Annotated in this window: 26 protein-coding genes; 10 read left to right on the top strand and 16 right to left on the bottom strand. The window is 59.6% G+C overall.

Translation table 11 applies throughout. From position 1 onward, the window contains the following. Positions 1-28 precede the first annotated feature (28 nt). Together NH398_RS05175 and NH398_RS05170 are read right to left on the bottom strand one after the other, a co-directional pair. A complete protein-coding gene (locus NH398_RS05175) occupies positions 29-1,510 on the bottom strand; it encodes a TolC family outer membrane protein (protein WP_159341480.1) in 1,482 nt (493 codons plus the stop codon). A 149-nt stretch (positions 1,511-1,659) separates the two neighbouring features. Then, on the bottom strand, positions 1,660-3,618 hold the full coding sequence (locus NH398_RS05170; protein WP_253017028.1) for a sigma 54-interacting transcriptional regulator: 1,959 nt from the start codon (positions 3,616-3,618) through the stop codon (positions 1,660-1,662). Between the two features lie 292 nt (positions 3,619-3,910). Here NH398_RS05170 and NH398_RS05165 point away from each other — a divergent pair, with 292 nt between their 5' ends. Genes NH398_RS05165 through cynS form a run of 4 tightly spaced genes read left to right on the top strand, consistent with a single transcriptional unit; the run spans position 3,911 to position 7,595 of the window. Beyond that, on the top strand, positions 3,911-5,335 hold the full coding sequence (locus NH398_RS05165) for a CmpA/NrtA family ABC transporter substrate-binding protein (RefSeq protein ID WP_253017026.1): 1,425 nt from the start codon (positions 3,911-3,913) through the stop codon (positions 5,333-5,335). Positions 5,336-5,337: 2 nt separating this feature from the next. Continuing rightward, positions 5,338-6,195: a nitrate ABC transporter permease gene (gene ntrB / locus NH398_RS05160; protein WP_253017025.1), complete on the top strand. Its 858-nt coding sequence runs from the start codon at positions 5,338-5,340 to the stop codon at positions 6,193-6,195. Between the two features lie 10 nt (positions 6,196-6,205). Continuing rightward, entirely contained in the window at positions 6,206-7,162 is a 957-nt protein-coding gene (locus NH398_RS05155) for an ABC transporter ATP-binding protein (protein WP_253017023.1), read from the top strand. After that, entirely contained in the window at positions 7,155-7,595 is a 441-nt protein-coding gene (gene cynS, locus NH398_RS05150) for a cyanase (RefSeq protein WP_159341475.1), read from the top strand. The genes NH398_RS05155 and cynS overlap by 8 nt, the downstream gene beginning before the upstream one ends. Before the next feature lie 16 nt (positions 7,596-7,611). On the opposite strand, the gene NH398_RS05145 is transcribed toward cynS, so the two are convergent. The 11 genes from NH398_RS05145 to NH398_RS05095 all read right to left on the bottom strand — a co-directional run bounded on the left by NH398_RS05145 (position 7,612) and on the right by NH398_RS05095 (position 19,086). Beyond that, a complete protein-coding gene (locus tag NH398_RS05145; protein WP_253017021.1) occupies positions 7,612-8,451 on the bottom strand; it encodes a fructosamine kinase family protein in 840 nt (279 codons plus the stop codon). A 73-nt stretch (positions 8,452-8,524) separates the two neighbouring features. Further along, entirely contained in the window at positions 8,525-10,009 is a 1,485-nt protein-coding gene (xylB, locus tag NH398_RS05140; RefSeq protein WP_253017019.1) for a xylulokinase, read from the bottom strand. Further along, positions 10,009-11,496 (bottom strand): mannitol dehydrogenase family protein, encoded by a 1,488-nt coding sequence (locus tag NH398_RS05135; RefSeq protein ID WP_253017017.1) that lies wholly within the window; start codon positions 11,494-11,496, stop codon positions 10,009-10,011. Before NH398_RS05135 ends, xylB begins: the two co-directional genes overlap by 1 nt. 36 nt (positions 11,497-11,532) lie before the next feature. Then, positions 11,533-12,153 carry a nucleoside/nucleotide kinase family protein gene (locus NH398_RS05130; RefSeq protein WP_253017015.1) on the bottom strand — a complete coding sequence of 207 codons (621 nt, stop codon included), beginning with the start codon at positions 12,151-12,153 and terminating at the stop codon, positions 11,533-11,535. 7 nt (positions 12,154-12,160) lie between these two features. Then, a complete protein-coding gene (locus NH398_RS05125) occupies positions 12,161-12,946 on the bottom strand; it encodes an L-iditol 2-dehydrogenase (protein WP_054640932.1) in 786 nt (261 codons plus the stop codon). Next, the gene (locus NH398_RS05120) at positions 12,930-13,628 is read right to left on the bottom strand and encodes an HAD-IA family hydrolase (protein ID WP_253017013.1); all 699 of its coding nucleotides are present in this window, start codon (positions 13,626-13,628) and stop codon (positions 12,930-12,932) included. Before NH398_RS05120 ends, NH398_RS05125 begins: the two co-directional genes overlap by 17 nt. Further along, positions 13,625-14,782 (bottom strand): sn-glycerol-3-phosphate ABC transporter ATP-binding protein UgpC, encoded by a 1,158-nt coding sequence (gene ugpC, locus NH398_RS05115; RefSeq protein ID WP_253017011.1) that lies wholly within the window; start codon positions 14,780-14,782, stop codon positions 13,625-13,627. The genes NH398_RS05120 and ugpC overlap by 4 nt, the downstream gene beginning before the upstream one ends. 11 nt (positions 14,783-14,793) lie before the next feature. Beyond that, complete coding sequence (locus NH398_RS05110; protein ID WP_253017009.1) at positions 14,794-15,645, bottom strand: carbohydrate ABC transporter permease; 852 nt, start codon at positions 15,643-15,645, stop codon at positions 14,794-14,796. A gap of 32 nt (positions 15,646-15,677) precedes the next feature. Next, positions 15,678-16,568 (bottom strand): sugar ABC transporter permease, encoded by an 891-nt coding sequence (locus NH398_RS05105; protein ID WP_062359322.1) that lies wholly within the window; start codon positions 16,566-16,568, stop codon positions 15,678-15,680. 77 nt (positions 16,569-16,645) lie between these two features. Then, positions 16,646-17,968: a sugar ABC transporter substrate-binding protein gene (locus NH398_RS05100; RefSeq protein ID WP_253017007.1), complete on the bottom strand. Its 1,323-nt coding sequence runs from the start codon at positions 17,966-17,968 to the stop codon at positions 16,646-16,648. 164 nt (positions 17,969-18,132) lie between these two features. Next, positions 18,133-19,086: a sugar-binding transcriptional regulator gene (locus tag NH398_RS05095; RefSeq protein WP_159341466.1), complete on the bottom strand. Its 954-nt coding sequence runs from the start codon at positions 19,084-19,086 to the stop codon at positions 18,133-18,135. A gap of 124 nt (positions 19,087-19,210) precedes the next feature. Here NH398_RS05095 and NH398_RS05090 point away from each other — a divergent pair, with 124 nt between their 5' ends. Beyond that, entirely contained in the window at positions 19,211-19,522 is a 312-nt protein-coding gene (locus NH398_RS05090; RefSeq protein ID WP_159341465.1) for a YqfO family protein, read from the top strand. 5 nt (positions 19,523-19,527) lie between these two features. Here the strand turns inward: NH398_RS05090 and NH398_RS05085 are convergent, their stop codons facing one another. After that, positions 19,528-20,085, bottom strand: a complete 558-nt coding sequence (locus NH398_RS05085) for an NUDIX hydrolase (protein WP_089675368.1) — start codon at positions 20,083-20,085, stop codon at positions 19,528-19,530. A 93-nt stretch (positions 20,086-20,178) separates the two neighbouring features. Here NH398_RS05085 and NH398_RS05080 point away from each other — a divergent pair, with 93 nt between their 5' ends. The 4 genes from NH398_RS05080 to NH398_RS05065 are packed head-to-tail and all read left to right on the top strand — an operon-like array spanning position 20,179 to position 23,728. After that, positions 20,179-20,850: a CoA pyrophosphatase gene (locus NH398_RS05080; protein WP_159341464.1), complete on the top strand. Its 672-nt coding sequence runs from the start codon at positions 20,179-20,181 to the stop codon at positions 20,848-20,850. Further along, positions 20,847-21,515: a 2OG-Fe(II) oxygenase gene (locus NH398_RS05075; protein ID WP_159341463.1), complete on the top strand. Its 669-nt coding sequence runs from the start codon at positions 20,847-20,849 to the stop codon at positions 21,513-21,515. The genes NH398_RS05080 and NH398_RS05075 overlap by 4 nt, the downstream gene beginning before the upstream one ends. A gap of 21 nt (positions 21,516-21,536) precedes the next feature. Then, a complete protein-coding gene (locus NH398_RS05070; protein WP_253017005.1) occupies positions 21,537-23,066 on the top strand; it encodes an ATP-binding protein in 1,530 nt (509 codons plus the stop codon). After that, on the top strand, positions 23,066-23,728 hold the full coding sequence (locus NH398_RS05065) for a sigma-70 family RNA polymerase sigma factor (RefSeq protein ID WP_159341462.1): 663 nt from the start codon (positions 23,066-23,068) through the stop codon (positions 23,726-23,728). The genes NH398_RS05070 and NH398_RS05065 overlap by 1 nt, the downstream gene beginning before the upstream one ends. On the opposite strand, the gene NH398_RS05060 is transcribed toward NH398_RS05065, so the two are convergent. Continuing rightward, positions 23,725-24,690: a L,D-transpeptidase family protein gene (locus tag NH398_RS05060; RefSeq protein WP_253017004.1), complete on the bottom strand. Its 966-nt coding sequence runs from the start codon at positions 24,688-24,690 to the stop codon at positions 23,725-23,727. The two genes, NH398_RS05065 and NH398_RS05060, sit on opposite strands and share 4 nt — an antisense overlap. 282 nt (positions 24,691-24,972) lie before the next feature. Here NH398_RS05060 and NH398_RS05055 point away from each other — a divergent pair, with 282 nt between their 5' ends. Beyond that, entirely contained in the window at positions 24,973-25,446 is a 474-nt protein-coding gene (locus NH398_RS05055; protein WP_253017002.1) for a PRC-barrel domain-containing protein, read from the top strand. A 117-nt stretch (positions 25,447-25,563) separates the two neighbouring features. Here the strand turns inward: NH398_RS05055 and NH398_RS05050 are convergent, their stop codons facing one another. Then, entirely contained in the window at positions 25,564-25,986 is a 423-nt protein-coding gene (locus NH398_RS05050; RefSeq protein WP_159341459.1) for an OsmC family protein, read from the bottom strand. Positions 25,987-26,002: the final 16 nt, after the last annotated feature.

Below are 26,002 nucleotides of genomic sequence, written 5' to 3'. Positions count from 1 at the left end.
ATCGCCACGGGGGCATGCACAACGAAGATTAGGCGCCTGGGGTGGGCGGCGCGCCAATGTCCATCGCGCGCTGGTACGCGTCGGGCTCGTTGCTTTCCGGTAGGGTGAAGTTGACGTCATCGCCGGTGAGCCATGCGTTCACTTCTTCGATGGCGTCCACGTCGAGCAGTCCCGCCTGCTGGCGCAGCGACAACAGATTCACGACGTAGTCGTAACGCGCTTCAGCGTAGTTGGCGATGGCGTTATAGAGATTCTGCTCGGCATTCAGCACGTCGACGATGTTACGCGTGCCCACTTCATAACCTGCGCGCGTCGCTTCCAGAGCGCTGCGGTTGGACACGATGGCCTGCTGGCGCGCTTCGACCGTTTCGACGTTGTTGCTGACCTGGGTGTAGAGCGAGCGAACCTGCTGAATCGTGGTGCGGCGCTGAGACTCGAAGTCGTACTGACTGCTCTCTAACTGGAACGTGCCCTGACGAATGCTGGCGCTGGTACTGCCGCCGGTGTAAATCGGCACGTTCGCTGACACACCGACCTGAGCGGACGTGTCGTAACCGCTGACCAGCTCGCTATCGCTGTCGGCGTACTGGTAGTTGGCAAACGCTTGCACGGTGGGCAAGCGACCCGCGCGGGCCAGCTCTACCCCCACACGGGAGACTTCGATACCCGCCTGCTGGGCAAGTACCTGCGGGTTGCGCTCCAGAGACTGCTCGACCCAGTAGTCACGGTCGGTGGGCGTCGGCAGCGCGATGGGCATGCTGTCGCCCAGGGCTTCGATGCTGGCATAACGCTGCCCCGTGAGCTGCTCTAATACTTCAAACGCCACTTGCAGGTTGCTCTCGGCGGCAATTCGATCGGCGCGAGATTGATCGAAGCTCGCCCGCGCTTCCTCTACCTCGGTAATCGCGATCAGGCCGACTTCGAACTGCTCGCGGGCCTGCTCGAGCTGGCGACCAATGGCACGCTCTTGGGCCAAGCGCGCTTCTAACACTTCGTGGGCGCGTAAAATATCGAAGTAGGCACTTGCCACATCGATCAGCAGTTGCTGCTCGGTGGCGGCCAGCAGATACACCTGCTGATCAATCTGACGCTCTGCCTGGTTGACTTCCTGGCGCGTGACCGCGTTGAACAGCGCCTGGGTGGCTTCTAGCGTCAAGGAGACAGTGTTATAGCTATCGTCACTGACGCCGACGCCAGCGCTGGAACCCGCTCCAGCACCGGTGCCAGTGCCTGCACTGCGGGCAGAGCCCTGGCTCTCGAATTGCTCGTTATGCGTAGCGCTACCGGAGGCATTCACCTGCGGCAACAGTCCGCCACGTGCAACGTCTCGTGCCGCCTCGACGCTGGAAAACTCAGACCGTGCAGAGGCCAGGGCAGCGTTGTTATTCAGCGCATCACGGGTAATGGTCACCAAGTCGGCCGCTTGGGCAGGCAGGATGAACGAAGACGTGAGCACTGCTAACAACAGGGGGCGAAAGGGGGCATTGACTGCCCAGTGTGCTAGTCGCATGGGATTGCCTCTAGGTGTCAACGTAAGACGGCGCGGCAGAGCGCCATTCTGAAAGAGTGGCATTATAGTTACATTCATGTATGTATGCTAGACTTGAACTTGCCTGATTTGTGTGTACAACACTGATGTCAAGCGGATCCTTCCTTACCTTAGTCCAAAGCATCGTTGGTGGGCGCACTTTTGCGACCACGCTGGCGATATTGCCGCGGATCGACGCCCCATTTCTGTAGACGTGAGGCCAGCGTCGTCGGCTTCATCCCTAACAGTTCCGCCGCCCCTCCCGCTCCAGACACTTTGCCCTTTGCCGCTTTCAACGCTTTTAGCGCATTGCAGCGCTGCTGGTGACATAGCGCTTGCTCGGTGAGCGGGTGTTCAGGTAGCGCGCTATGATCTTGCGCCGGTATGTTGAACGTCGTATGACGGGATAGCGGCTCTGCCAGTAGCAAATCATCAAAAGAGAGCCGCTGATCCTGGGTCACGATCACCTGACGTTCGATCACGTTCTCCAATTCACGAATATTGCCCGGCCATGGGTAACGAGCGAGGACCTCTAGCTGAGCTGGCGGTATTCGCACGCCCGGCTTATTGAATTTCAGGCAGGCGCGATGCAAGAAGTGGCGCGCCAGCAGCGGGACGTCTTCGATACGTTTTCGTAACGGGACGGAATCGATGGGAAAAACGTTCAAACGGAAGTAGAGATCCTCGCGAAACTGACCGGCATCGATCATCTCTTTTAGCTCGCGGTTGGTCGCCGCAATCACCCGCACGTCCACTTCGCGGGTGCGGTTATCCCCCACCCGCTCGAACTGCTGGTCCTGTAGCACGCGCAGCAGCTTGCTTTGTAGCTCCAGCGGGATCTCCCCCACTTCATCCAGAAACAGCGTGCCGCCGTGGGCCAGCTCAAAGCGCCCTGGCCGGTCCTGCACCGCACCGGTAAACGCGCCTTTTACATGGCCAAAAAACTCACTCTCGAAGAGGTCACGAGGAATCGCGGCACAGTTCACACGGATCAGCGGCCGGTCGCTGCGGCTACTGCCCGCATGAATCGCCCGGGCAATCAGCTCTTTGCCCGTGCCCGATTCACCGCTAATCAGCACGTTCGCGCTGGTGGGGGCTACCATGGCGATCTGCTGCACCAGCTTGGCGACCGCTGGGCTGTTGCCGACGATATTACGATGATTCACCTCGGCTTTAATCTCTTCTTGCAGGTACTGGTTCTCCAGCTCCAATCGGCGCTTGAGCGACTCCACCTCTTCCAGTGCATCGCGCAGCTGCTGCTCGGCCCGTTTACGTTCGCGAATATCGCGAAACAGCACGACGGCCCCCACTAGTCGGCCCATTTCAAAGATCGGTGTGCTGGTGTACTCCACGGGAATCGCCTCGCCGTTTTTATGCCAGAACACCTCGTCATCCACATGGTGCACTTGGCCATCGCTAAACGAGGCATGGATGGGGCACTGCTGTACCGGAAAGTGGCTGCCATCGGCGTGGGTGTGGTGAAACATTAAGTGCGCATCGTGGCCCACCATATCTTCCGTGCTCCAGCCGAGAATGCGTTCGGCAGCCGGGTTGACGAACGTGGTTTTCCCCTCCGCATCCAGGCCATAAATGCCTTCCCCGGCGGCGCTGAGAATCAGCTGGTTCTGCTTTTCGATACGCTCGAACACCTGCTCGACCCGCTGCCAACCCACCTCCCCCTGGCGGTGCTGGCGGCTGAGCTCAGCCTTGGCGCGGCGCTGCTCGGCTTTATTGCGATCAATCACCGTCAGCAATAGCTGTGAGGAGTCGTGTAAGCGCTGCCCATAGACCTCGACACGGCGAGGCTGGCGGACGCTATCCAACAGCACTAAATCATCCGACCAGCCTTGGCCGGTCGTCAGCACCTCATCGGTAAAGCTGACCCATAGCGGCAATGAAGCGCTTAGACGGTGGCTAAAAGGAGTAGCGAGCGGCTGCTCGTGATGAATCAACAGCAGTTGACACGCTGCGGTATTGGCATCAATTAAGCGGTCGCTCAGTGGGTCAATAATCACCATGGCCAACGGCGTGTGGTGAGCCATCAGCGTTAAGGACGGGTGAGCGTCATCTTTCAGGGTGGCAGCGTGCATCGCAGGCTCCTCATTTGCCAGCAGGATGTCGCTTACTCCATACAAACAACGGGCCAATCACGAACTTTCGTTATTTAAACAACGAAATATCGTTATCAACGAAATATCGTGAGTTTTTGCTACTCGAAAAATGCCGCCATGAAAAATATTAAATATTTGATTTTATTGTATTAAATCCAAAATAAGACGTTATGGCACGTAAGTCGCTATCTACTAAGTAGCGCCGCAGGGACACGTTTCGCACCAAGACGGCGCAGCTTAAAGCCCTTTTGCTCCTGTGAGGTGAACGTCCATGAAAGAGAACAACGACCACAGCAGTCTTGGCAACCCGTTTGATCATCGCCAATCACTGATTCACGGACGGCAGTGCGATTGTCATCAGTGCCACTCTTCCCAACCCAGTATTATTACATCCTCTACTCAGCCAACCGCGAAAACAGCGGCGCCCACGCCGAATAGTGCCGATGATGTGATGGATCGCATGGTCGAAAGCGCTTTGGTGCGCGGTATGTTTGGCCATAGCGATATGCACCGCCGCCAGTTTATGAAGCTGGTAGGTGGCGGCACGGCCGCCGCAGCTCTGGCGAGCCTGTTCCCCCTAGATTCGATTAAAGCCGCGGTGAAAGAGAGTTTAGGGCCGCTTGAGAAAACCCAGCTTAATGTCGGCTTCGTTCCCATCACCTGCGCCACGCCCATTATCATGGCCCACCCTATGGGCTTTTATGAGCGCTACGGCCTGGATGTCTCGGTGATTAAAACCGCTGGCTGGGCGGTAGCGCGGGACAAGTCCCTCAACCGCGAATACGACGCGGCGCACATGCTAACGCCCATGCCGCTGGCGATGACCCTCGGTGCAGGCTCTACCCCAGAGCCGTTCATTATGCCCGCCGTAGAAAACATCAACGGCCAGGCGATTGTGCTACATAACGACCACCTGGATAAGCGCGACCCGCAGCAGTGGAAAGGCTTCACTTTTGGCGTACCGTTCGAGTACTCCATGCACAACTTCCTACTGCGCTACTACGTGGCCGAGCACGGCTTAGACCCGGATCAAGATATTCAAATCCGCGTAATTCCGCCGCCCGAAATGGTCGCCAACCTGCGGGCAGGCAACATCGACGGCTTCTTATCCCCCGACCCCTTCAACCAGCGCGCGGTGTTTGAACGCATCGGCTTTATTCACCTGCTGACCAAAGAGATTTGGGACGGCCACCCCTGCTGCGCCTTTGCCACCAGCGCCCGCTTCGCCCGCGAAAACCCGAACACCTATGGCGCACTGCTGCGGGCGATTATCGATGCTACCCAGTACTCTTCAGACCCCGCTAACCGCTCAGAAATTGCCGAAGCCATTGCCCCGACGAACTACCTGAACCAGCCGGTCACGGTGATTGAACAGGTACTCACCGGGCGATTTGCCGACGGTTTAGGCGGCGTGCAGAACGTGCCGGACCGCATCGATTTCGACCCCTTCCCCTGGCACTCCATGGCGGTGTGGATCCTGACGCAAATGAAGCGCTGGGGCTATATCGAAGGCGACGTGGATTATCAGCAGATTGCCCGGGATGTGTACCTGGCCACCGATGCCCAGACCGTGATGCGCGAGCTGGGGTACGAAGCGCCCGAAGAGACCGCCCGCAACTATCAAATCATGGGTAAAACCTTTGATTACACCCAGCCTGAAGCGTATGTCGACAGCTTCGCGATTCGGAGGAGCTAACCATGGATCGCACCACCACCGAATGGAAATTAAGCTTGAACGCCCGCGCCACGATTCTCGCCATTATGCTGCTCGTGGTAGGCCTGGGCGTCTGGGAAGGGTTGAATCAATCGCCCTTGATGGGCGGCGGCGAGGCGCTAAGCGAGTACGAACAGCTGCTGGCCGGGGCCGATGAGAGCGCCAAAGTACCGCCGCCCTCGGAAATCGCCGTGAAAGCGTGGCAGGAGCTTTCTAACCCTTTTTACGATGCAGGCCCCAACGACAAAGGCATTGGCATTCAGTTGGGCTACTCGCTCTACCGCGTGCTCAGCGGCTACCTGCTGGCCGCGCTGGTGGCGATTCCGATTGGTTTCTTAATTGGCATGTCGCCCCTGGCGTACAAAGCGCTCAACCCGTTTATTCAAGTGCTGCGGCCTATCTCGCCGCTGGCCTGGATGCCGCTGGCGCTGTTCATCATTCGCGACTCTGAAGCCTCCGCCATCTTCGTGATCTTTATCTGCTCGATTTGGCCAATGCTGCTTAACACTGCCTTTGGCGTGGCGGGTGTGCGCAACGACTGGGTGAACGTGGCCCGCACCCACGAGCTGTCGTCGCTGCAAACGGCCTTCAAGGTGATTCTACCTGCGGCCGCACCCACCATTCTGACCGGCATGCGGATCTCCATCGGCATTGCCTGGCTGGTCATCGTGGCTGCCGAGATGCTGGTGGGCGGCACCGGCATTGGCTACTACGTCTGGAATGAGTGGAACAACCTCGACCTGACCAGCGTGATCTTCTCCATCCTGATGATCGGCGTGGTGGGCATGCTGCTGGATATGTCGCTTGCCTATCTTGCCCGCTTTGTCACTTACGCCGAATAAGGAGCCGACCATGAGTCATGCTTTTGTAGAGGTACAGAAAGCTGCCAAGCGCTTCCCCGGCGCCACTAAAGAGGCAAAACCGCTAACGGTGTTTGAGAACATTAGTTTTCAGCTCAAGAAGGGCGAGTTTGTGTGCATCATCGGCCACTCCGGCTGCGGCAAATCCACCATCATGAACGCACTCGCCGGGCTGGATCAGTTCTCTGAAGGCTCCATGGTGATGGAGAACAAAGAGATCAGCGGCCCTGGCCTTGAGCGTGGCGTGGTGTTTCAAAACTACAGCCTGCTGCCCTGGCTCACCGCGCTTGAAAACGTTCGCTTTGGCGTACGCGCCCGCTGGAGAGCGTGGAGCGACCGGGAAGTCACCGACCACAGCATGAAATACCTAGAGATGGTCGGCTTGAAAGAGGTGGTAGACCGAAAGCCCTCCCAGCTCTCTGGCGGTATGCGCCAGCGGGTGAGCATCGCCCGGGCGTTTGCCACCAAGCCCAAACTGCTGCTGTTGGATGAGCCGTTCGGCGCGCTGGATGCGCTGACCCGGGGCGTCATTCAAGACGAGCTGATCAAAATCTGGAGCCAGGATCAGCAGACCGTGTTCATGATTACTCACGATGTGGACGAAGCGATCTTACTGGCCGACCGCATCTTCTTAATGACCAACGGCCCCCAAGCGCGTATCGCCGAAGCGGTGGAAATTGATCTGCCAAGGCCCCGCCAGCGGGCGGAGATCGTCAAGCATCCGCACTTCTACACGATTCGTAACTACTTGGTCGATTTCCTGGTGAACCGCTCCAGCGAGCTGCGCACCCAGGAGTTCGACGGCCAAGGCCTGCGCTACCCGACGCCGGTGAATCCGGTACAGCTAGCGTCTGCAGACACCACTACACATTCAACCCCGGCATCCCCTGCCACCGAACCACAAGAAAACCTAGTGAAGTTCACTCCCAAGGAGGTCCGTCATGGATAAGCTCGAAATGCGCCATACCCTGCTGGCTGCCAAAGCCCGCAAAAAAATGAGTTGGGATGATATTGCCAGCGCCGTCGGCATGTCGCCGGTGTGGGTCGCCTCTGCCTGCTACGGCATGAACAGCGCCAGCGCCGATATCGCCCATAAGCTCTGCGACGTACTCGAAGTGGATGGCGACGTGGCCACCGCGCTCACGGCCTTCCCCACAAAAGCGTGGGATGAAGCCATCCCCCAAGACCCGTTCGTCTATCGCCTCTACGAAGTGGTCGGCGTGTACGGCGAAACGCTGAAAGACGTGGTGCAGGAGAAGTTCGGCGACGGCATCATGAGCGCCATCGACTTCACCATGGAAGTGGACAAAATCGAAGACCCGAAAGGCGACCGAGTACTGCTGACCCTGAACGGCAAATTCCTGCCTTATAAGTCCTGGTAACGTTAATAACGCTTGCTTAATCGTGTTCCAGCAGCGTTACGCTGCGCTCGACCCCACTGCGGTAACTGGCACCAAACAGCAGCAGATGGTTAAGCAGTGGGTAGAGTTGAAACAGCGCTTCACGCCTCGGCCAGTCGGCCGGGGCGTTGCCGTTCCAGTAGGCCTCGAAAAATGCGTCACCGGGGGAGCCGAACAGCGTCAGCATGGCCAGGTCGGTCTCGGGGTAGTGGCGATAAATCGCCGGGTCGATCAGCGCTGGCCCGCGGGGCGTGGTCAGTACATTGCCCGACCACAAGTCGCCGTGAACCAAACTCCCAGGAGCATCCGGCAACCAGCTTTCCAGCTGTTCGGCCTGCTGTTCGATACGGCGACGTAGCGCGCTATCAAGCAAACCACGCTGAAAACAGGCCTCGCAAAGGGGGAGCAGGCGGCGCTCGCGCTGAAACTGCCGCCCGTCAGCCAGTGGCGCATTGGGCTGCGGGGTCAATCCGCAGGCGTTGTCTTCATGCCAACCGTGGGAGGCGCCTATCACGCCGTGCAGTTGGCGAAGGCCCTCTCCCAGCGCGGTCGCATCCTGCTTGTTGGCGGGCTGAGTCTCCAGGGCTTCCATCACTAGCCAGCCTTCCGCTTGGCCGAGCACTTCGGGAATGATGAGCGAGGTATTGGCCCCGGCCAGGGCGTGCAGCCCTTCTGCCTCGCCCCTGAGACGCTCGGGATCGTCATGCTTCACAATCACCCGCCCCTGGCGCGTGGCTAACGTATATACCGCCGCACTGTCGCCCCCGCTTAGCGGCTCTAGCTCGCCGGTGGGCGCTATATCGTGAGTAGTGAGCAGGTGGCGTAAGCTAGCCTCCATGGCATTCTCCGCTGCGTTACCGTGGTTGAGTGGATCACGGTACAAGGCTATCGGCCATGGAGGCAATGGGTGGTTACAGCGTATGGCGCTGCCCTAGCGCGGCCAAATAGCGCTGATAGGCCCCTTCATAGGCGGCCACACGCTCGGCATCAGGCTCCGCTAGCGAGGCCGCATCCAGATGCACTAAACGCTCGCAGAGTGATGCCAGGCTAACGCCCTCGGGCTGTAAATCGCACCAGGCCGCTTGAATGGCTGCCCCTAGCGCGGCGGCATCGGTAATCTCGGGGCAAATCACCTGGGTGTTGGTAATATCAGCGACCATTTGCCGCCACACCGGGCTTTTCGCCCCGCCGCCAATCAATCGAATCTGGCTAGTGCCCGCCGCCAGCTCGCCCAGCAGCTCCAGCCCATAGCGGAGGCCAAAGGTTGCGCCCTCCATCACCCCACGGCAAAGGTTGGCCTGGGTCATATTCAGGCTGGTCAACCCGAGAAAATCGCCGGTGGCATCGGGCAGCATGGGCACCCGTTCACCGTTAAAAAACGGCAGCACGGTGACGCCCTCGGCACCAATCGGGGCGCTGGCGACCTGTTCACCAAAGGTAGCCAAGTCCAACCCAAACAGCTCACGCACGCGAGTCGTTGCCGAGGTCACGTTCATGGTGCAGATCAGCGGCAGCCATCCCCCGTGGCTGGCACAAAAATTCGCCACCATGGCGCTGTCACACACCACGGAGTTAGGTGAGTAAGCACACACCGTGCCGGAAGTGCCCAAACTGAGCGTGACCAGCCCCTGGGTAATATTGCCGGTGCCAATCGCCCCCATCATGTTGTCGCCACCGCCGGAGGAGACCACCACGTTATCGCCTAGCCCCAGCTCCTGAGCCACTAACGGGCGCACGCGGCCAGCGGGTTCATGGGCGTCAATGATCCGAGGCAGTACACGGTCAGGGTCGAGTTCTGGCGCAATGGCGGCAAACACCTCTTTTTGCCAGCACTGGGCGCGGGTATCAAAGTAACCGGTGCCCGAGGCGTCGCCTGCCTCGGTAACCCGTTCGCCGGTCAGCCAAAAATTCAGGTAGTCATGGGGCAGCAAGAGCGTAGCAATACGCTGGTAGGCATCCGGCTGATGCTCGCGTAACCAGGCCACTTTTGAGGCGGTATAGCCCGTTTGCAGCACCAGGCCCAGCTTCTCCAGGCAGCCCGCCTCGCCCCCCAGCGTTTCCACTAGTGCGCTATTTTGAGCGCTGGTTTCGGTATCGCACCAAAGCTTGGCGGGATACACCGGCACGCCATCGGCATCGAGTGCCACCATGCCGTGCTGCTGGCCAGACACGCCAATACCGCGCACCTGCTTGGCATCGATCCCGGCGCGCTCAATCGCTTGAAAGAACGCGCCCTTGAGCGCCGCCAGCCACTCCGCGGGTGCCTGCTCCCGGCGGCCATGCTCCCCTTCATCCAGGCGGTGCGGGCGGCTGCCCTCGCCCAGAATGACGCCCCGTTCTACATCCACTACCACGACTTTGGTACTTTGCGTACCGCAATCCACCCCGATATACATCACAACGTTCCTTTGGACGCGACCAGAGCCTCAAGAGTAGCCCGTGCGCCTCGTTCATGCAGCGACTTCAGCGCCTCCAGGTAGGCGTTAATGAAGCGAGGCTGATCCGCCAAGTCGCCAAACAGCTCGCGGTTTTCCACGAAGGCCGCTGGATGGGTGCGGTTATTGGCGGCAATGGCCATTAACGGCTCGCGCAAACGGTCCACGATCTCAATGGACTGACCCTGCTCATCGACGCCTTCGGCGTAGCGTGCCCAGCTGGCCACCACGGCGGCGCTGCGCTCAATCTCACCGCCCTGGGCAAGCTGCTGGCGAATCACCGGCACTAACCATTTCGGAATGCGATCCGAGCTTTCGGCGCACAGCCGCGCCAAGGTGTCTCTGATTTGCGGGTTCGCAAAGCGCCCGATCAGCGTCAGCCGGTAGGTTTCTAGATCCACCCCCGGCACGGGGGCCAGCGTCGGCGTGCCCTCTTCGCGCATGTAGCCGAGCAAGAACTCGACAAACAGCGGGTCTTGGCACACCTCATGGGCGTAGCGGTAGCCCGCCAAATAGCCAAAGTAGGTCAGCGCCTGGTGGCTGGCATTGAGCAGGCGCAGCTTCATGAGTTCGTACGGCTCGACATCCTCAACAACTTGCACGCCGACCTTCTCGAACGCTGGGCGGCCCAAGGGGAAGTGATCTTCCAGCACCCACTGGGTAAAAGGCTCACACACCACGGGCCAGGCATCTTCAACGCCAAAGCGCTGGGAGAGCTCTTCGATATCCGTGGGCGCGGTCACTGGCGTGATGCGGTCCACCATGGCGTTGGGGAACGCTACCTCAGCGGCTAGCCAGTCGCCCAGCTCCGCACTGCGGGCGCGGGCATAGGCGCTGAACATGCGCTTGGCGACATCGCCGTTGCCTTGAATGTTATCGCAGGACATCACCGTAAACGGCGCAATACCCCGTGCCCGGCGGCGTACCAGGGCTTCCACCACCAAGCCAAAGCTGGTGGAGGGGCGCTCAGGATGGGCGAGATCGTCGCGCACCTGGGGGGCGTCCAAGTTGAATTCTCCGGACACCGGATGAAAGTTGTAGCCGCCCTCCGTAACGGTGAGCGAGACAATTTTGATGGCGGGGTCGGCCATGGTCTCGATGACCGCCTCGGGGTCTTCCGGGGCAAACAGGTAGTTCACCATGCTGCCAATCACCCGAGGCTGATATTCACCGTCAGGGTGCTTGACCACGAGGGTGTAAAGGTAGTCTTGTGCGGCGAGGGCCTGCTGCATGCGTTTGTCGCCGGGCATGACCCCCACGCCCACAATGCCCCAATCCAGCGCTTCGCCTTGGTTCATCAGCGCATCCATGTACATCGCCTGATGGGCACGATGAAAACCACCGACGCCAATATGGACGATGCCAGGCGTCACGGCCTGACGATCATAGGTCGGCGTCTCAACCGCCGCGCTGAGGGCACCCACATTGTGGTTATTAAGCTGGGTCATCGTCACTCTCCGGGTTATTGGCTGGGCAAGCGCGTCCTAGCGCCAGCGCTGGTCAGGTGGCACGCTGCTGGTTTTTACCAGCGCGGCGTTCAGCATGTCTTTTTGGTGGGTGCGCTCAAGCGCGCCGCTGTGGTCTTGGCCCATACAGAGCCAGCGGTTCACCAACCGCTCTACGAGCACGTCATCATCGACGTCGATCATTAGCGTCCAGTCGAACAGCGCGTGCAGTGAACGCCACGGATCTTGGTTCAATAGCAGATAATTGCCTTCCACAATCACAATGCGATGCGCGGGGGTAATTAACCGCCCACCGGCACGGGCAAGGTCCAGCGGCCGATCAAAGACCGGCACAGCCACTGGCTTATCCGCCCGACGGATGCGCATCAAATCGTGATGCAAGCCCTCCACATCGAAGGTGTGGGGCGCACCTTTCACAGGCAGCTGTTCATCGCCCAGTACGGCGTTATCAAAGTGGTAGCCATCCATCGGCACCACCGCCGCCTGCCCTGGGCGCAGCTGATTAATCGCCTCGCAGAGCAGCGCGCTGCGGTAGGATTTTCCGGCCCCCGGCGGCCCCGCCAGGGCAACCATAAAGCGCGCCTTGCCTTCGGCGGCATCCAGCAGTTGGTGGCTTAACGAAACAAGATCAGGGCTCATGGGCGTCTTAGCTCATCCAGTTGCCGCCATCGACGTTGAGGGTCTGGGCGACGACGTAATCGCTATCCTGGCTGGCGAGAAACACGGCAGCGCCGGTGTGATCTTCCGGCAGCCCCATACGGCCATAGGGCACCGCCTCGCCCACTAGGCGCTTTTTCTCGCCCAATGGGCGGTTCTCGTAGCGAGCAAACAGCGCATCGACCTCTTCCCACATCGGGGTATCCACCACGCCGGGGGCAATGCCGTTGACGTTGATACGATGCTTGATCAAATCGAGTCCGCAGGACTGGGTCAGGCTAATCACGGCGGCTTTGCTGGCGCAGTAAACACTCACTAGCGGTTCGCCACGTCGGCCCGCCTGAGAGGCCATATTGATAATTTTGCCTCCCTGACCTTGGGCCACCATGGCGCGGGCCACGGCCTGCAGGGTGAAAAACATGCCTTTGGTGTTCACCGCAAACTGTTTGTCAAAGCTGGCTTGGGTCACTTCCAGCACCGGCGCCATATCGAACACCGCCGCGTTATTGACCAAAATATCAATGCCACCAAAGCGCTCGGTGACGCTCTCCACCATGGCATCGATAGAGCCTTGGTCGCACACGTTCAGCACCACGCCCATGACCCGCTCGGCGCTGGCATCCTGCTGCAGCGTGGTGAGTGCGTCTTCGATGGCCTTGGCATCGATATCGGCCACCACGACACTGGCCCCTTCGGCCAAATAGCGCTGGGCAATGGCGAGTCCGATGCCACGGGCACCGCCAGTAATCACGGCACGTTTATTGAGCAGTTTCATTGTTATCTTGTCCTTGCAGATGTAATTGCCACTCGTCCACTAAGGCGCGAAGCCCGCGCATATGGGGCAAAATTCGCCAAGCACCCGCCGCGAGCAGGCGGTTAGGCTGCTCGTCGTCGATATGGCTGGCGCCCACAAAACCAATCACCCGCATGCCGGCGGCATGGGCAGCGGTAACGCCTGCCACGCTATCCTCAACCACTAGGCAGCGGCTGGGCGGGCAGCCAAGCTCATGCGCCGCCAAGCGGTAAATCGCCGGGTCCGGCTTAGGGTTATCGACCTGCTCGGCCGTGAAAATCGGCACATCGCCCAACGCCTCTTCCAACTGCGTTGTCGCAAGCGATGCCAATACGCGGCAGCGGCGGCTGTTGGAGACCACGGCCTTAGGTAAATCGAGACTACTCACGGCGTCGTGAACCCCCGCAATCGCGGTGAGTTCTCGTGCCAGGCGCGCTTCTATGGCGCTATCGACCCGCTCGGAGGCATCGGGCGGCAGCTGATGGCGGCTTAACTGCGCCAAGTGCTTTAGGATGTCGGCGGTCGTCATGCCCAGGGCTTGGCTGAGCAGCGTGGGAATATCCAGATCCGGCAGCCACTGCACAAGGTGGGTTTCCAAGGTCTCTTCTGCCAGGGCTTCGCTATCCACCAGAACGCCGTCGCAATCAAAAATCAGCGCTTTCATACCTGCGCCCCTGGCGCAGCAGGCTCGGTAGCCGCACGGTTATCCTGGCGGGTCAGGCTGGCCAGCGGGTGCTGTGACAGGCTCTCTAGCGCCAAGCCTTGTGCGTCGAACAGATGAGCACGCTCGGCGGCAAAGCCAAACTGCACGGTATCGTTCACCCGGTAGGCCACGTCGCCATCGGCCATAATGGTGATCAGTAGCTCGCCCATCTGCACGTACAGCGAGGTCTGCCCGCCTAAGCGCTCCAACACTTTAATCTGCCCACTCAGCGGGCCGTTTTCATCCAGCTGTAGATGCTCAGGACGAATACCCAGCTCCAGCGCTTCATCGCTGGCGAGCTGTTCACCCGCCACAGGGATAGTGCAGGGCCGCCCGCCGGGCAGGCGCACGGTGACGCCATCATCACCAATGGACTGCTGTTCGACGCTGAAGAAATTCATCTTGGGCGAGCCGATAAAGCCTGCCACAAAGCGGTTACGCGGGTGGTGGTAGAGCGCCATGGGCGAACCCACCTGCTCCACCACGCCATCGTGTAGTACGACGATTTTATCGGCCATGGTCATGGCTTCTATCTGGTCGTGGGTCACGTAAATCATCGTGGCATCCAGCTCTTCATGCAGCCGCGCCAGCTCGATACGCATCTGCACCCGCAACGCCGCATCTAGGTTGGAGAGCGGCTCGTCGAACAGGAAGATGCTGGGGTTGCGCACAATCGCTCGGCCAATCGCCACCCGCTGGCGCTGCCCGCCGGACAGCGCTTTGGGCTTGCGATCCAGCAGCGGTTCAAGCTGAAGGATCTTGGCAGCTTCCAGCACCTTGGCGCGGCGCTCCTCTTTGGGCACCCCAGCCAAGCGCATGCTGAAGCCCATGTTGCCCTCAACGGTCATGTGCGGGTACAGCGCGTAGCTTTGAAACACCATCGCCAAACCGCGGTCGGCGGGGCCCACCTCGTTCATGCGCTTGCCATCGATGAGAATATCGCCGTCGCTGGCGCTCTCCAGGCCTGCGATCATGCGCATCAGCGTGGATTTACCGCAGCCCGAAGGGCCTACGAACACCACGAACTCACGATCGTTAACGTCGAGATCAATGCCCTTGATGACCTTGGTGTCGCCAAACTGCTTAGTAATGTTCTTGAGTTGTAAGGTTGCCATGGGGAACTCCTTTACTTGACGGCGCCAAAGGTCAGGCCGCGCACCATTTGTTTTTGGGTCATCCAGCCGAGGATTAGGATGGGGGCGATGGCCATAGTAGAAGCCGCCGATAGCTTGGCCCAGAACAGCCCTTCGGGGCTTGAGAACGAGGCAATGTAGGCGGTCAACGGCGCGGCTTTCGACGAGGTGAGGTTGAGACTCCAGAACGCTTCGTTCCAGCTCAAAATCACCGAGAGCAGCCCGGTCGACGCAATCCCTGGCAGGGTCAGCGGCAGTAGCAGGAAGAACACTTCCTGCAGAGTGGAGGCACCGTCCATCCGGCCCGCTTCGAGAATGTCTTTGGGCATATCTTTAAAGAAGGTGTAGAGCATCCACACCACGATGGGCAGGTTCATCAAGGTATAAATAATGATCAGCCCGGTACGGGTATCCAGCAACCCGACATCGCGGAAAATCAGGTAGATAGGCACCAGAACACCCACCGGCGGCAGCATTTTGGTGGAGAGCATCCACAGCAGCGTACCCTTGGTGCGCTTAGTGGGCAAAAAAGCCATGGCATAGGCTGAAGGAATAGCGATAAGCAGCGCTAAAAACGTAGAGCCAAACGCCACCGCGATGCTGTTCAGCGCGAAACGGGCATAGCCCGAGCGTGCCTGCACCTCCTGATAGCTTTCCAGCGTGGGCGAAAAGAGAAAGCTGGGGTCGGCTATCGCCGCCGTCTCGGTTTTAAAACCGGTCAGCACCATCCACAGGATAGGGAAAAAGATAATCAGCGCGATCGACCAGCCCAACAGGGTCAATACCAGTTGCCGGATGGGCAACGAGCGAGTGTGTGCTGGTGCACTATTACGATGAGTTGTCATTGAAATGCTCCCAAGACGCCCTGGTGCCGGGGTCAGTCTTCTAAGTTCTTAGCGACCATACGGACAAGGAAAATCGCGACGATATTGGCCAGAATGATGGCGATCACCCCACCCGCCGAGGCCATGCCCACATCGAAATCCAGCAGCGCTTGGATGTAGATCAAATAAGCCAAGTTGGTGGTGGCGAGCCCAGGCCCACCGGAGGTAGTGACAAAGATCTCGGCAAAAATCGTCAGCAGGAAGATCATTTCAATCATGATCACCACGCTAATCGCCCGCTTTAGGTGCGGTAGCGTGATAAAGAAGAAAATCGCCAGCGGCCCCGCGCCATCCATCCGCGCGGCTTCCACTTGGTCTTCATCCAGCGATTGCATCGCCGTCAGCAGGATCAGTAGCGCAAACGGCAGCCACTGCCACGAGACGATGATGATGATGGAGGTCAGCGGTAGCGATGAGAACCAGTCCAGCGCAGGAAGTCCCAGCGACTGTGCTAACCACGCCAACACCCCGTTAGAGGGGTGCATCATCATGTTTTTCCATACCAGCGCGCTCACCGTTGGCATGACAAAGAAGGGAGAGATCGCCAATACGCGGGCTATGCCCCGCCCAGCAAAATCCTGTTGAAACAGAACCGCTAAGAGCGTACCGCCCACCACGGTAATCACCAGCACCCAACCCACTAGCAGCAGCGTGGTGCCCATGGCCGACCATAGCGCGGGGTCGGTCAGCAGGTACTCATAGTTTTCCAGCCCGGCGAAGCCGGTCATCTCGGGCATCAGTAAGTTGTAACGCTGGAAAGAGAACCAGATGGTCATGCCTAGGGGCACAATCATCCAGAGCAGGAGCAGCGTTACGGCGGGCGCTTGAAGCGAAAGCGTTCTCAGCCCGCCGACCGTACGGCCAGAAGCACGTGTTCTATTCATGGAAATACCTGCAAGAAAACAGACCTGCGAGAACCACCAAAAACGCCTGCCCGTGGCCGGGCAGGCGCAGGAGTGCATTAACGTTCGATGTAGCCCGCCCGCTGCATCGTGCGCTCAGTAGCACGCTGGGCGCTATCTAGCGCCTGCTCAACCGACGTATCGCCGGTCAGCGCCGCCGCAATGGTTTGGCCTACCTGAGTGCCAATCGATTGGAACTCAGGAATACCCACAAACTGCACGCCCACATAGGGGTTCGGCTCTAGGCTAGAGTCGGTGGGGTCAGCCTCTTTAATGGCGTTAAGTACGAAGCCAGCAAACGGCGCGGCTGAGGTGTACTGCTCGTTAGCATAGGTGGATTCACGAGTACCCGGCGGTACGCTGGTCCAGCCGTTAGTCTCACCGACAAGCTCGATATACTCTTCAGAAGTGGCCCAAGTAATGAACGCTTGAGCTGCCTCTTTATGCTCAGAGGAGGCTGGGATAGCCAGTGCCCAAGACCACAGCCAGTGGGAACCTTTGGGAGTTTCCGCGATGGGCGCGGGCGCAAAGCCAAGCGTACCGGCTACGTCGGATTCGCTCTCGTCGTAGAGCTTGCCTGCCGCCGAGGTAGCATCGACCCACATGGCGCAGTTACCGCGTGAGAAGAGCGCTAAGTTCTCGTTAAAGCCGTTGGAGCTGGCGCCTGGCGGGCCGTAGTTGCTGAGCAGGTCTACGTAGAACGAAATCGCGTTATTCCACGCCTCAGAGTTCAGCTCCGGATTCCACTGCTCATCAAACCAGCGGCCGCCGAAGGTGTTCACCAGCGTCGAGACAAAGGCCATGTTCTCGCCCCAGCCCGGCTTGCCGCGCAAACAGATACCCGCCAAGCCCTCTTCGCTACCATGGAGCTGTTCGGCCCAGTCACGCACCTGTGTCCAGGTGGGCTGCTCGGGCATCTCAATACCAGCCTGCTCAAACAGATCGGTGCGGTAATACATCATCGAGCTTTCCGCATAGAACGGCAGGGCGTGCAGCGTGCCGTCCAGGCTTAAGCCGTCGCGTACCGATGCCAGCAGATCGTCTTCGTTATAGTCATCGGGCAGGCTGTCCAGCGGCTCAAGCCAGCCGCGTTCCGCCCAAATGGGCACTTCATAAGTGCCGATGGTCATCACGTCGAACTGCCCACCGCCGGTGGCAATATCCGTGGTCATACGCTGACGCAGCACGTTCTCCTCAAGCACCACCCAGTCCAGCGTGATATCCGGGTGCGCTTGCTCAAAGGCATCGGTCAGGCTCTGCATAATGACCATGTCATTATTGTTCACCGTGGCGACGGTGATCTCAGTTTGAGCCTGGGCTTGGCCAGCTACCGCAATAGCAGTTGCTAGGGTCGTGACGGGCAAATGACGCACGAGACGCATACAGCACTCCTCTTGGCAAATATTGGCATTGTTGTTGCCTTGATCTTATTGATCACCAACCGAACAAATGATCGTATGCGAGCCAAAAAAAAGCAAAGCTTGCCGCGTTAGACTTTACGCTAATTCATTCAATCGCTTGCATGTTGCAACCGCGAAGATAGCGCTCACTCCATCGCCTCGAGGATATGCCGCGCAGCGATCTCATCGGTGATCAAGCCCTTCAGCCAGCCACCGCGCAGTGCGGCTAAAATGGCAGGCGCTTTATCCCGGCCACCGGCAATCCCCACCATGAGGTGCTTTCCAAAACGCTCCAGCGGCAGGCTGGTCACACGCCGGGTAATCGAGCAATCGATCACCTCTCCACGCCGGTTCAGCGGCCAACCCAGTAGCTCTCCCACCGCTTCGCGACCCAGCAGCTCATCTAGCTCGCTTTCGCTAATGAAGTGGTCTTGAAAAAGCGTGGCCTGGCGGTCAATACGGCCAATGCCGATAAACGCCGCCTCTGACTCTCGCGCTACATCGGCGATCGCTTTGAACAAGCGCTGGGACAGCATGGCCTCTTTTTCCGCCAGCGACTCCGCCACTACGGGTGCAGGCAATAAAAAGCGCTCGCCGCCGGTTTTATCCGCCAGCACCATCACGGCGTCGTAGCGGTTGGCGGAGCCATCCCGTGCCACGTTGCCCACCAGCGAGACAAACCGATGCTGCGGCCGCTCCACGCGGCTTAGCGCTTCCACCGCTGCGCGCACCGAGCGCCCGGTCCCCAGCGAGAGCGTCAGCGGCTCGCTGCGCTCCACCAGCCGCGCAATGCGCTCGGCCCCCGCCACGGCCAGATAGTACGCGCCGCTTTCGGGGGCCTGGGTGTCCGCAGGCACCACGTCGCAGTAGGCCAGCTGAAAGCGCTCCCGCAGCGCGCTGCCCAGCGCCATACAGGTTGAGATGGGGTGATCGATATGCACTTTTACCAACCCCTCTTGGCGCGCCAGGGCCAGTAAGCGTTGGACGCCAGGGCGTGAGACGCCAAGCTGAGTGGCAATCTCATCCTGGGTCATGCCGCCCACATAGGACATCCAGGCGGCCCTGGCTGCTTGGTCGAGCTTTACTTCAAACTTATCCATGGAGAGGGTCGCCGCCTTGTCGTTAAAAAAACCTCATCATACAAAGCCTTCGCCAAGACCAGTAGTGTCCTATCCGCTAACATAAGCGCCTAACGACGTATCCCGATGCACAGAGGTCGCTGCTATGTATAAACTTGCGTTTTTCGTTCCCATTGAGAATGCCGACAGCGTCAAACGCGCCGTCTTCGACGCGGGTGCCGGTCGAATCGGCAACTACGAGCATGTTTGCTTTCAGACCCGAGGCACCGGTCAGTTCCGTCCGATGGCAGGCGCCGAGCCGCATATCGGACAGGTCGGCACGCTAGAAACCGTCGAGGAGTTCAAGGTCGAGCTGGTCTGCGCCGACGAGCATATTCAGGCCGCTATTGCGGCGCTCAAACTGGCGCATCCCTATGAAGAAGTCGCCTACGACGTGTGGCAGCTCGCCGACCTTTAAGCCGACTAGGCGCTACCCACATAGCGCTCGCGATCTTCGGGCGTGATTTTACTGATATGCAGCGGAAACACGGCGTTTTCGCGGTCGGCAAAGTAGTGGCGCAGCGTGCGCTCGATGGTGGGGAAGGCCAGCGCGTCCCAAGGAATCTCGTGCTCCTCGAATAGCGCCACCTCCAGGCTCTCTGGCCCGGCACCAAAGCCGCCCACCAAATCCGCGCGAAAGATCATATAGACTTGGTTGATATGCGGAAGATCGATCAGCGTGTACAAGTCACCTAGGGTGACCTCCGCGAAGGCCTCCTCCCAGGTTTCCCGCGTGGCGGCCTGCTGGGTGGTCTCGGCGTTCTCCATGTACCCCGCCGGTAGCGTCCAGTACCCTTTTCGAGGGGAGATCGCTCGCTTGCAGAGCAGCACTTTGGAGCCGCTCACCGGCAGCGTACCCGCCACGATGCGGGGATTTTGATAGTGGATCGTGCCACAGCCGTCGCACAGGTAGCGGGGGCGGTCGTCTCCCTCGGGAACGGCAAACCGGACTTTCTCACCACACTGACTACAAAAGTTCATCGCGTTTTCTCTACGGCTGGTGGGTCGAGGCATCAACGTGCTTGACGATGATCACCGTGGCTGGGTAAAAGAGAGCAAAGTAAAGAGACTCCTATGTTAGAGAAACTGCGCAAACGGCTGCAACAGCATACCCCTCAACGGCTAGACCATGTAGCACTGCCGGAAGCTGCCGTGCTCATGCCGATTGTTGAGCGCCCTGCCCCCACCCTACTGTTTACTCGCCGAGCCAGCCACTTGAATACCCACCGTGGCCAAGTCGCTTTTCCTGGCGGTAAACGTGAACCGGGTGACGCTGATCTATATGCCACGGCGTTGCGGGAAGCAGAAGAAGAGATTGCGTTAGCCCCTGGCCTGGTACAGCCCCTGGGGCGGCTGTCGGACGTCATTTCGCTGCACGGCATTCGCGTGACGCCCTGGGTGGGTATCATTCCGCCGGACCTACCGCTGGTGGCGGATCCCGCGGAGTTGGACGCCATTTTCGAAGTCCCGCTCAGCCACTTTTTAGACGACCAGCGTACCCATACCGATGTGATCACCGTCGATGGCGTTGCCCACTACGTGCCCAGTTATCACGTCGATGGCCACGTGATCTGGGGCTTATCTGCGATGATGCTGGTGGAGCTGCTGGCCGAGGGGTTTGGTATGGAGATTGACCTGTATCAGCGCCCGCCCGGTGCTTTGCGCCACTACCCTGAACGTCGTACCCCGACTAGCCGACGCTCGGCCAACGCCGAGCGCGCGCCCGTGACGAGAACCACGAAATGATTGCTTCGCCTGACATCGACACCCCGGCCCTCGATCCCCACGCCCACCTAGCGCTGGTAGACGCGCTGGTGGAACAGGGGTGGTATGTAGGTAAAGGCGTGATCGACCCGGCGCTTTGCCAAGCGCTGCACCGGGAGATTCATCAGCTGGCCGAGCTGGACGCCCTGGACGAGGCGGGTATTGGCCGCGGCCAGCAGCATCACTTGCGCAAAGACATACGCGGCGATGCCATCCACTGGCTAGACCGAGAAAGCGACGCCCAACGCCGCTATCTGGATGCCATGGCAGCGCTACAGCAGTCTCTCAACCAAGCGCTGTTTCTGGGTCTGTTCGAGTACGAGGCCCACTTTGCTCATTACCCTGCCGGTGCCTTCTACCAGCGTCACCTAGACAGCTTTCGCGGGCGGGCCAACCGAGTGATTTCTACTGTCGGCTACTTGAATCCCGACTGGCCGAGCGACGGCGGCGGTGAAATGGTGATTTATCATCCGGATGACCCAACGCTAGAAGTGGCCCGCGTGGTGCCCGAAGCCGGCACCTTTGCCTGCTTTTTATCGGAAACCATTCCCCATGAAGTGCTGCCCACCCGCCAGCCTCGCGCCAGCATTGCGGGCTGGTTCCGCCGCAACGCATCGATGGGCGGCGTGTTGGACCCTGCGCGCTAAATGATGAGCGAGACGTGTCCCGTGAGTGCTGACAGAGCGGCCGCCCTGGCGGCGAAAGTAGCGGCCCTGGAAGCGCGCAACGCCGCACTCGAGGAGGAAAAGCGCCACTATCAGTGGCTGGCCGAAAGCACCACGGACCTGATCTCCCGTCACGCCCGGGACGGCACGTTTTTGTATGCCTCCCAGGCCGCGCGGGAGCTGCTGGGCTATGAACCCGACGAGCTCATCGGCGTCTCCGCGTACCAGCTGTTTCACCCAGCCGATTTGAGCGACCTGCTCAACAAGTCGCCGCGGGTGTACTACCACGACGGCTTCTATCAGCAAACCTACCGTTTCCGCGCCAAGGCGGGCCATTACGTATGGTTCGAAACCACCAGCCGCACTCGGCGGGACGCCGAGACTGGCGAATTGATCGATATCCTCTGCGTCTCCCGAGACGTCGGGCGTCGTATCGAGGCCGAAGCCACTCGGGAGCGTTTGGCACAGGTGGTTGAATCCACCACCGACTACGTGCTGTTTTTAGGGCCCAACCTGCGGGTATTCAGCGCTAACGAAGCCGCTCGCCGCTGCTTTGCCTTACCCAACGAAGCGTCCACTGCGCTCAGTGAGCTATACCAAGCCGAGTCGCTGTGCTTGTTAAATGAGGTGGTGTTTCCCGCCGTGGAGCGTTACGGCTCCTGGAGCGGGGAATTGGAGATGCGCACCGAGCACGGCAGCGTACCGGTGCTCAGCGTGGTACTGGCCCACCGCAGCCGGGGAGCCGAGCCTGGCCACTACGCCCTGGTCAACCGCGATATTAGCGCTCGAAAAGCCGCCGAATCCCAAGCGCGTCGCCATCAAGAGCAGATTGCCCACGCTAACCGGTTAGCCGCCGCAGGCGAGCTTGCCTCCAATATCGCCCATGAGCTAAACCAACCTTTAGGTGCCATTGCCAACTATACCAGCGGCGCGCTGCTCAAGTGCCAACAGCAGCCCACACCGCTTGCCAGCGAGCTACAGCTGCCTCTGGAGCGCATTGACGAGCAGGTACAGCGCCTTGCTCAGCGGCTGCGTCATCTGCGCAGCTTCGTCCGTAAGCGCAGCCATCACGTGCGCCCACTGGCGCTGGCCGAGGTGGTCGCGGCTGCCTGTCGCCTCTGTGAGTGGCAGTATCAGCAAGCATCGATCGAGCTCGTGGTACGCCTGCCCGATACGCTGCCGCGCGTCTACGCCGACCCGATTGCCCTGGAGCAGGTCATCGTGAACTTACTGCTGAACGCGCTGACCGCCAGCCGCCGAGTGAACGACGCCAAGGTGGTCTTCATGAGCGCCCGGCGAAGCGGCCAGCGCCAGATCACCCTAAGCGTTGAGGACGAGGGGCCAGGGGTGGAACAAGCGCACCAGCAGACCATTTTTGACGCTTTCTTCACCACCCGCGAGGAAGGGTTGGGCATGGGGCTGGCCATTAGCCGCACGCTCATGGAGAGTATGGGCGGCGCCCTCTCTTTGCGCGACGAGAGTGCCAGGGGCGCCTGTTTTGACGTTTCACTGCGAACGGAGACCGATGCCTAATGCCCTCGCCTACTCCTTTATCGACGCCCCCTAACGTCATTGCGGTGATCGACGACGACGACGCCCTGCGTGACTCTCTTGTCTGGCTGTTGGAATCGGTGGGGCTCACCCCCCGCGCCTTCGCCAGCGGTGACGCTTTTTTTGCGGCCTCCCACGATGACTTAGGCGCTCTACTGCTGGACGTGCGCATGCCGGGCATGAGCGGGCTGCAGGTGCAGCAACGGCTAATCGACCAGCAGGCCCGCCTGCCGATCATCATGATGACCGGGCATGGCGACGTGCCCATGGCGGTGGCGGCGCTAAAAAATGGCGCGTTCGAGTTCATCGAAAAGCCTTTCAACCACCAGCAATTGATCGACGTCGTGCAGCGAGCGCTCAGCAGTGCCGAGCAGCAGCACCAACGCCAGCAGTCGATAGCGCAGCTAAAAGCCTGCTTCGAGACGCTTCGCCCGAAAGAGCAGCGCATTGTGGTGCACGTGGCGGAGGGGATGACGAGCCGGGAAATCGCCGACCATATGGGGATCAGCGCCAAAACCGTCGAGGTGTATCGACTGCGGGCGATGAAGGCGATGGGAGCGGCCAATGTGGCCGCCCTCGTGCGTCAGGCAGTGGCACTGTCGCTAGTGCCCGCACTTCCTCCTGCCCCAGGGACGCGTGATTAGCTCAGCGGTACGATCTGGCCGTTGGCTTCTTCCAACACGCGGCTCACCTGCTCGTAGTTGGCACGACCTTCCCCTTTATGCTCTTCGATCAGGCTCACCACGTTCAACAGCGTTTCCATGCCAAAGGCCTGCTCATCGGTCGCCGTGAACGCCTGAATGTAGGCATCGTCATTGGCGCCCCAACCGAGCTTGATGGGCGCGTCGATGATGTTCACCTGGGTGCCCACCGGCACACGCCAAAATACCGACTCGATATCCTCCGGGTGCATACGGATACAGCCGCGGCTAGCGCGCATGCCAATCCCATCCGGCTGGTTGGTGCCGTGGATCAGATAACCGGGAATATCCAGCAAAATGGCATACTGGCCCAACGGATTGTCTGGGCCGGGCGGAACGACCGCAGGCGGTGGATCCCCCCGCTCGGCTGCCTCGCGACGGATCGACTCAGGCGGATACCACGCAGGGTTTTCCAAACGCATGGTGGTTTCGGTGATACCGAGCGGCGTATTGTAGGCATCGCGGCCAATCCCGATCGGATAGGTTTCGACGCGGGGCGCTTCTCCGTCTTCGACCTCGGGATAGTAGTACATCCGCAGCTCGGCCACGTTGATTACGATCCCGGTGCGAGGTTCATCAGGCAGAATGAACTGGCTGGGGATGGTGACCTCAGTGCCCTCGCCCGGCACCCAGATACTGACATCCGGATTGGCCATGCGGATCTCTTCGTAGCCCACGTTATGCTCCCGGGCGATATCCAGCAGCGTATCCTCTTCGCTGGCGGTGACGGTATATACCTCACCGACCATGTTGCCTGATTCGGGCAACAGAAAGTGGCCTTTCGGCAGTTCGGCGTCACTGGCCATCGCGCTGGCCGTCATCAGCCAAGTGCTGAGTGCCACAACGCCACTGGCTAAGCGCTGTTTCAACGGCTGAAACGACAGTAAGGGGGCAGTCAGGGTCATGAAGTCTCCTTTATATGCAGCCGCCGCGCTGCGGCAAGCCTGGATGGCTATGAATATGCCCAGCCACGGGCAGCGGGTCAATTCGCCAGACTGTCGCAGCGCGTTTAACGTCGCCGCCGCTCTTTCTTGATATGGATTAAGAGTGCGCCCTAATGATTGCAAAGAGGGCTTCAACGCCTACCTTGAGAAGTGTCCCTGCACAGCGAGGTGCCGGGACACTTCGGACGAAAAGAGGTGCCACTCGCGTGTGCCCTCTTCATCACCACGCAAGGAGCAATCACGATGAAACCGACTTTTCTCACGACCCTCATTCTTCCCGCCCTGATGGCCACGGCAGGTATCGCTCAAGCCAATGAGGGCAACACGGGTACGGAAGCGTCTTACCTGACCAATGCCCCAGACAACACTTTCCACTCCGATTCACTGACGGGCAATCAAGTACGCAGCAGCGTTGAAAACGACGAAGACATCGGCACCATCAACGACTTGATCATCGACGAGGATGGCAAAATCAACGCCGTGGTCGTCGGTGTAGGCGGTTTCCTGGGAATGGGCGAAAAGAATGTCGCCATCGAGTGGGACTCCCTGGAACTGACGAAAGGCGAGAACAATGAGGAGTACGTGATTTCCGTCAACGCCTCGGAAGAAGCGCTACAGGATGCGCAAGCGTACGAGCGCGAGGGAGACCTGCACACGGAGCGCGATACCGAGATGAACAATAGCGACGAAAACACCATGGACGAGACACAAAGCTAATCTCGTCATTGGGTCTTCTAGCAGCCATTGCTCGCAAAAAGGGCCTTGCCACTTGGCAAGGCCCTTCTCGTCTTCAGGGCAGTGCGGCGGGAAAGCCGCTGCCCAGGGGCAAAGGTATTAGCCTTTCAGCTTGGCTGACATCGTGATGTCAGCTTTGAGAACCTTGGAGACCGGGCAGTTGGCCTTGGCGGTTTCTGCGGCTTCCTGGAAAGCAGCGTCATCGGCACCGCTCACGCTGGCTTCCACGTCCAGGTGAATGCTGGAAATATCGAAACCCGCATCGCTTTGTGACAGCGTGACGCGCGCCTGGGTATCGATCGCATCGGCCGTATAGCCTTTCTCGCCCAGAATCATCGACAGCGCCATGGAGAAACAGCTGGCGTGTGCGGCGCCAATCAGCTCTTCGGGGTTAGTGCCCGGTTCGCCTTCGAAACGCTGCTTGAAGGAGTAACCTGCATCCAGGACACCGCTTTCAGTGGCGACCTTACCTTGGCCATCTTTCAGACCACCTTCCCAATGTGCGCTTGCTTTACTATCCATTCTGTTCTCCTTTCCT

Source organism: Halomonas sp. CnH100-B, assembly GCF_024124605.1.
Lineage (GTDB): Bacteria > Pseudomonadota > Gammaproteobacteria > Pseudomonadales > Halomonadaceae > Vreelandella.
This window is presented reverse-complemented; position numbering and strand designations above follow the sequence as displayed.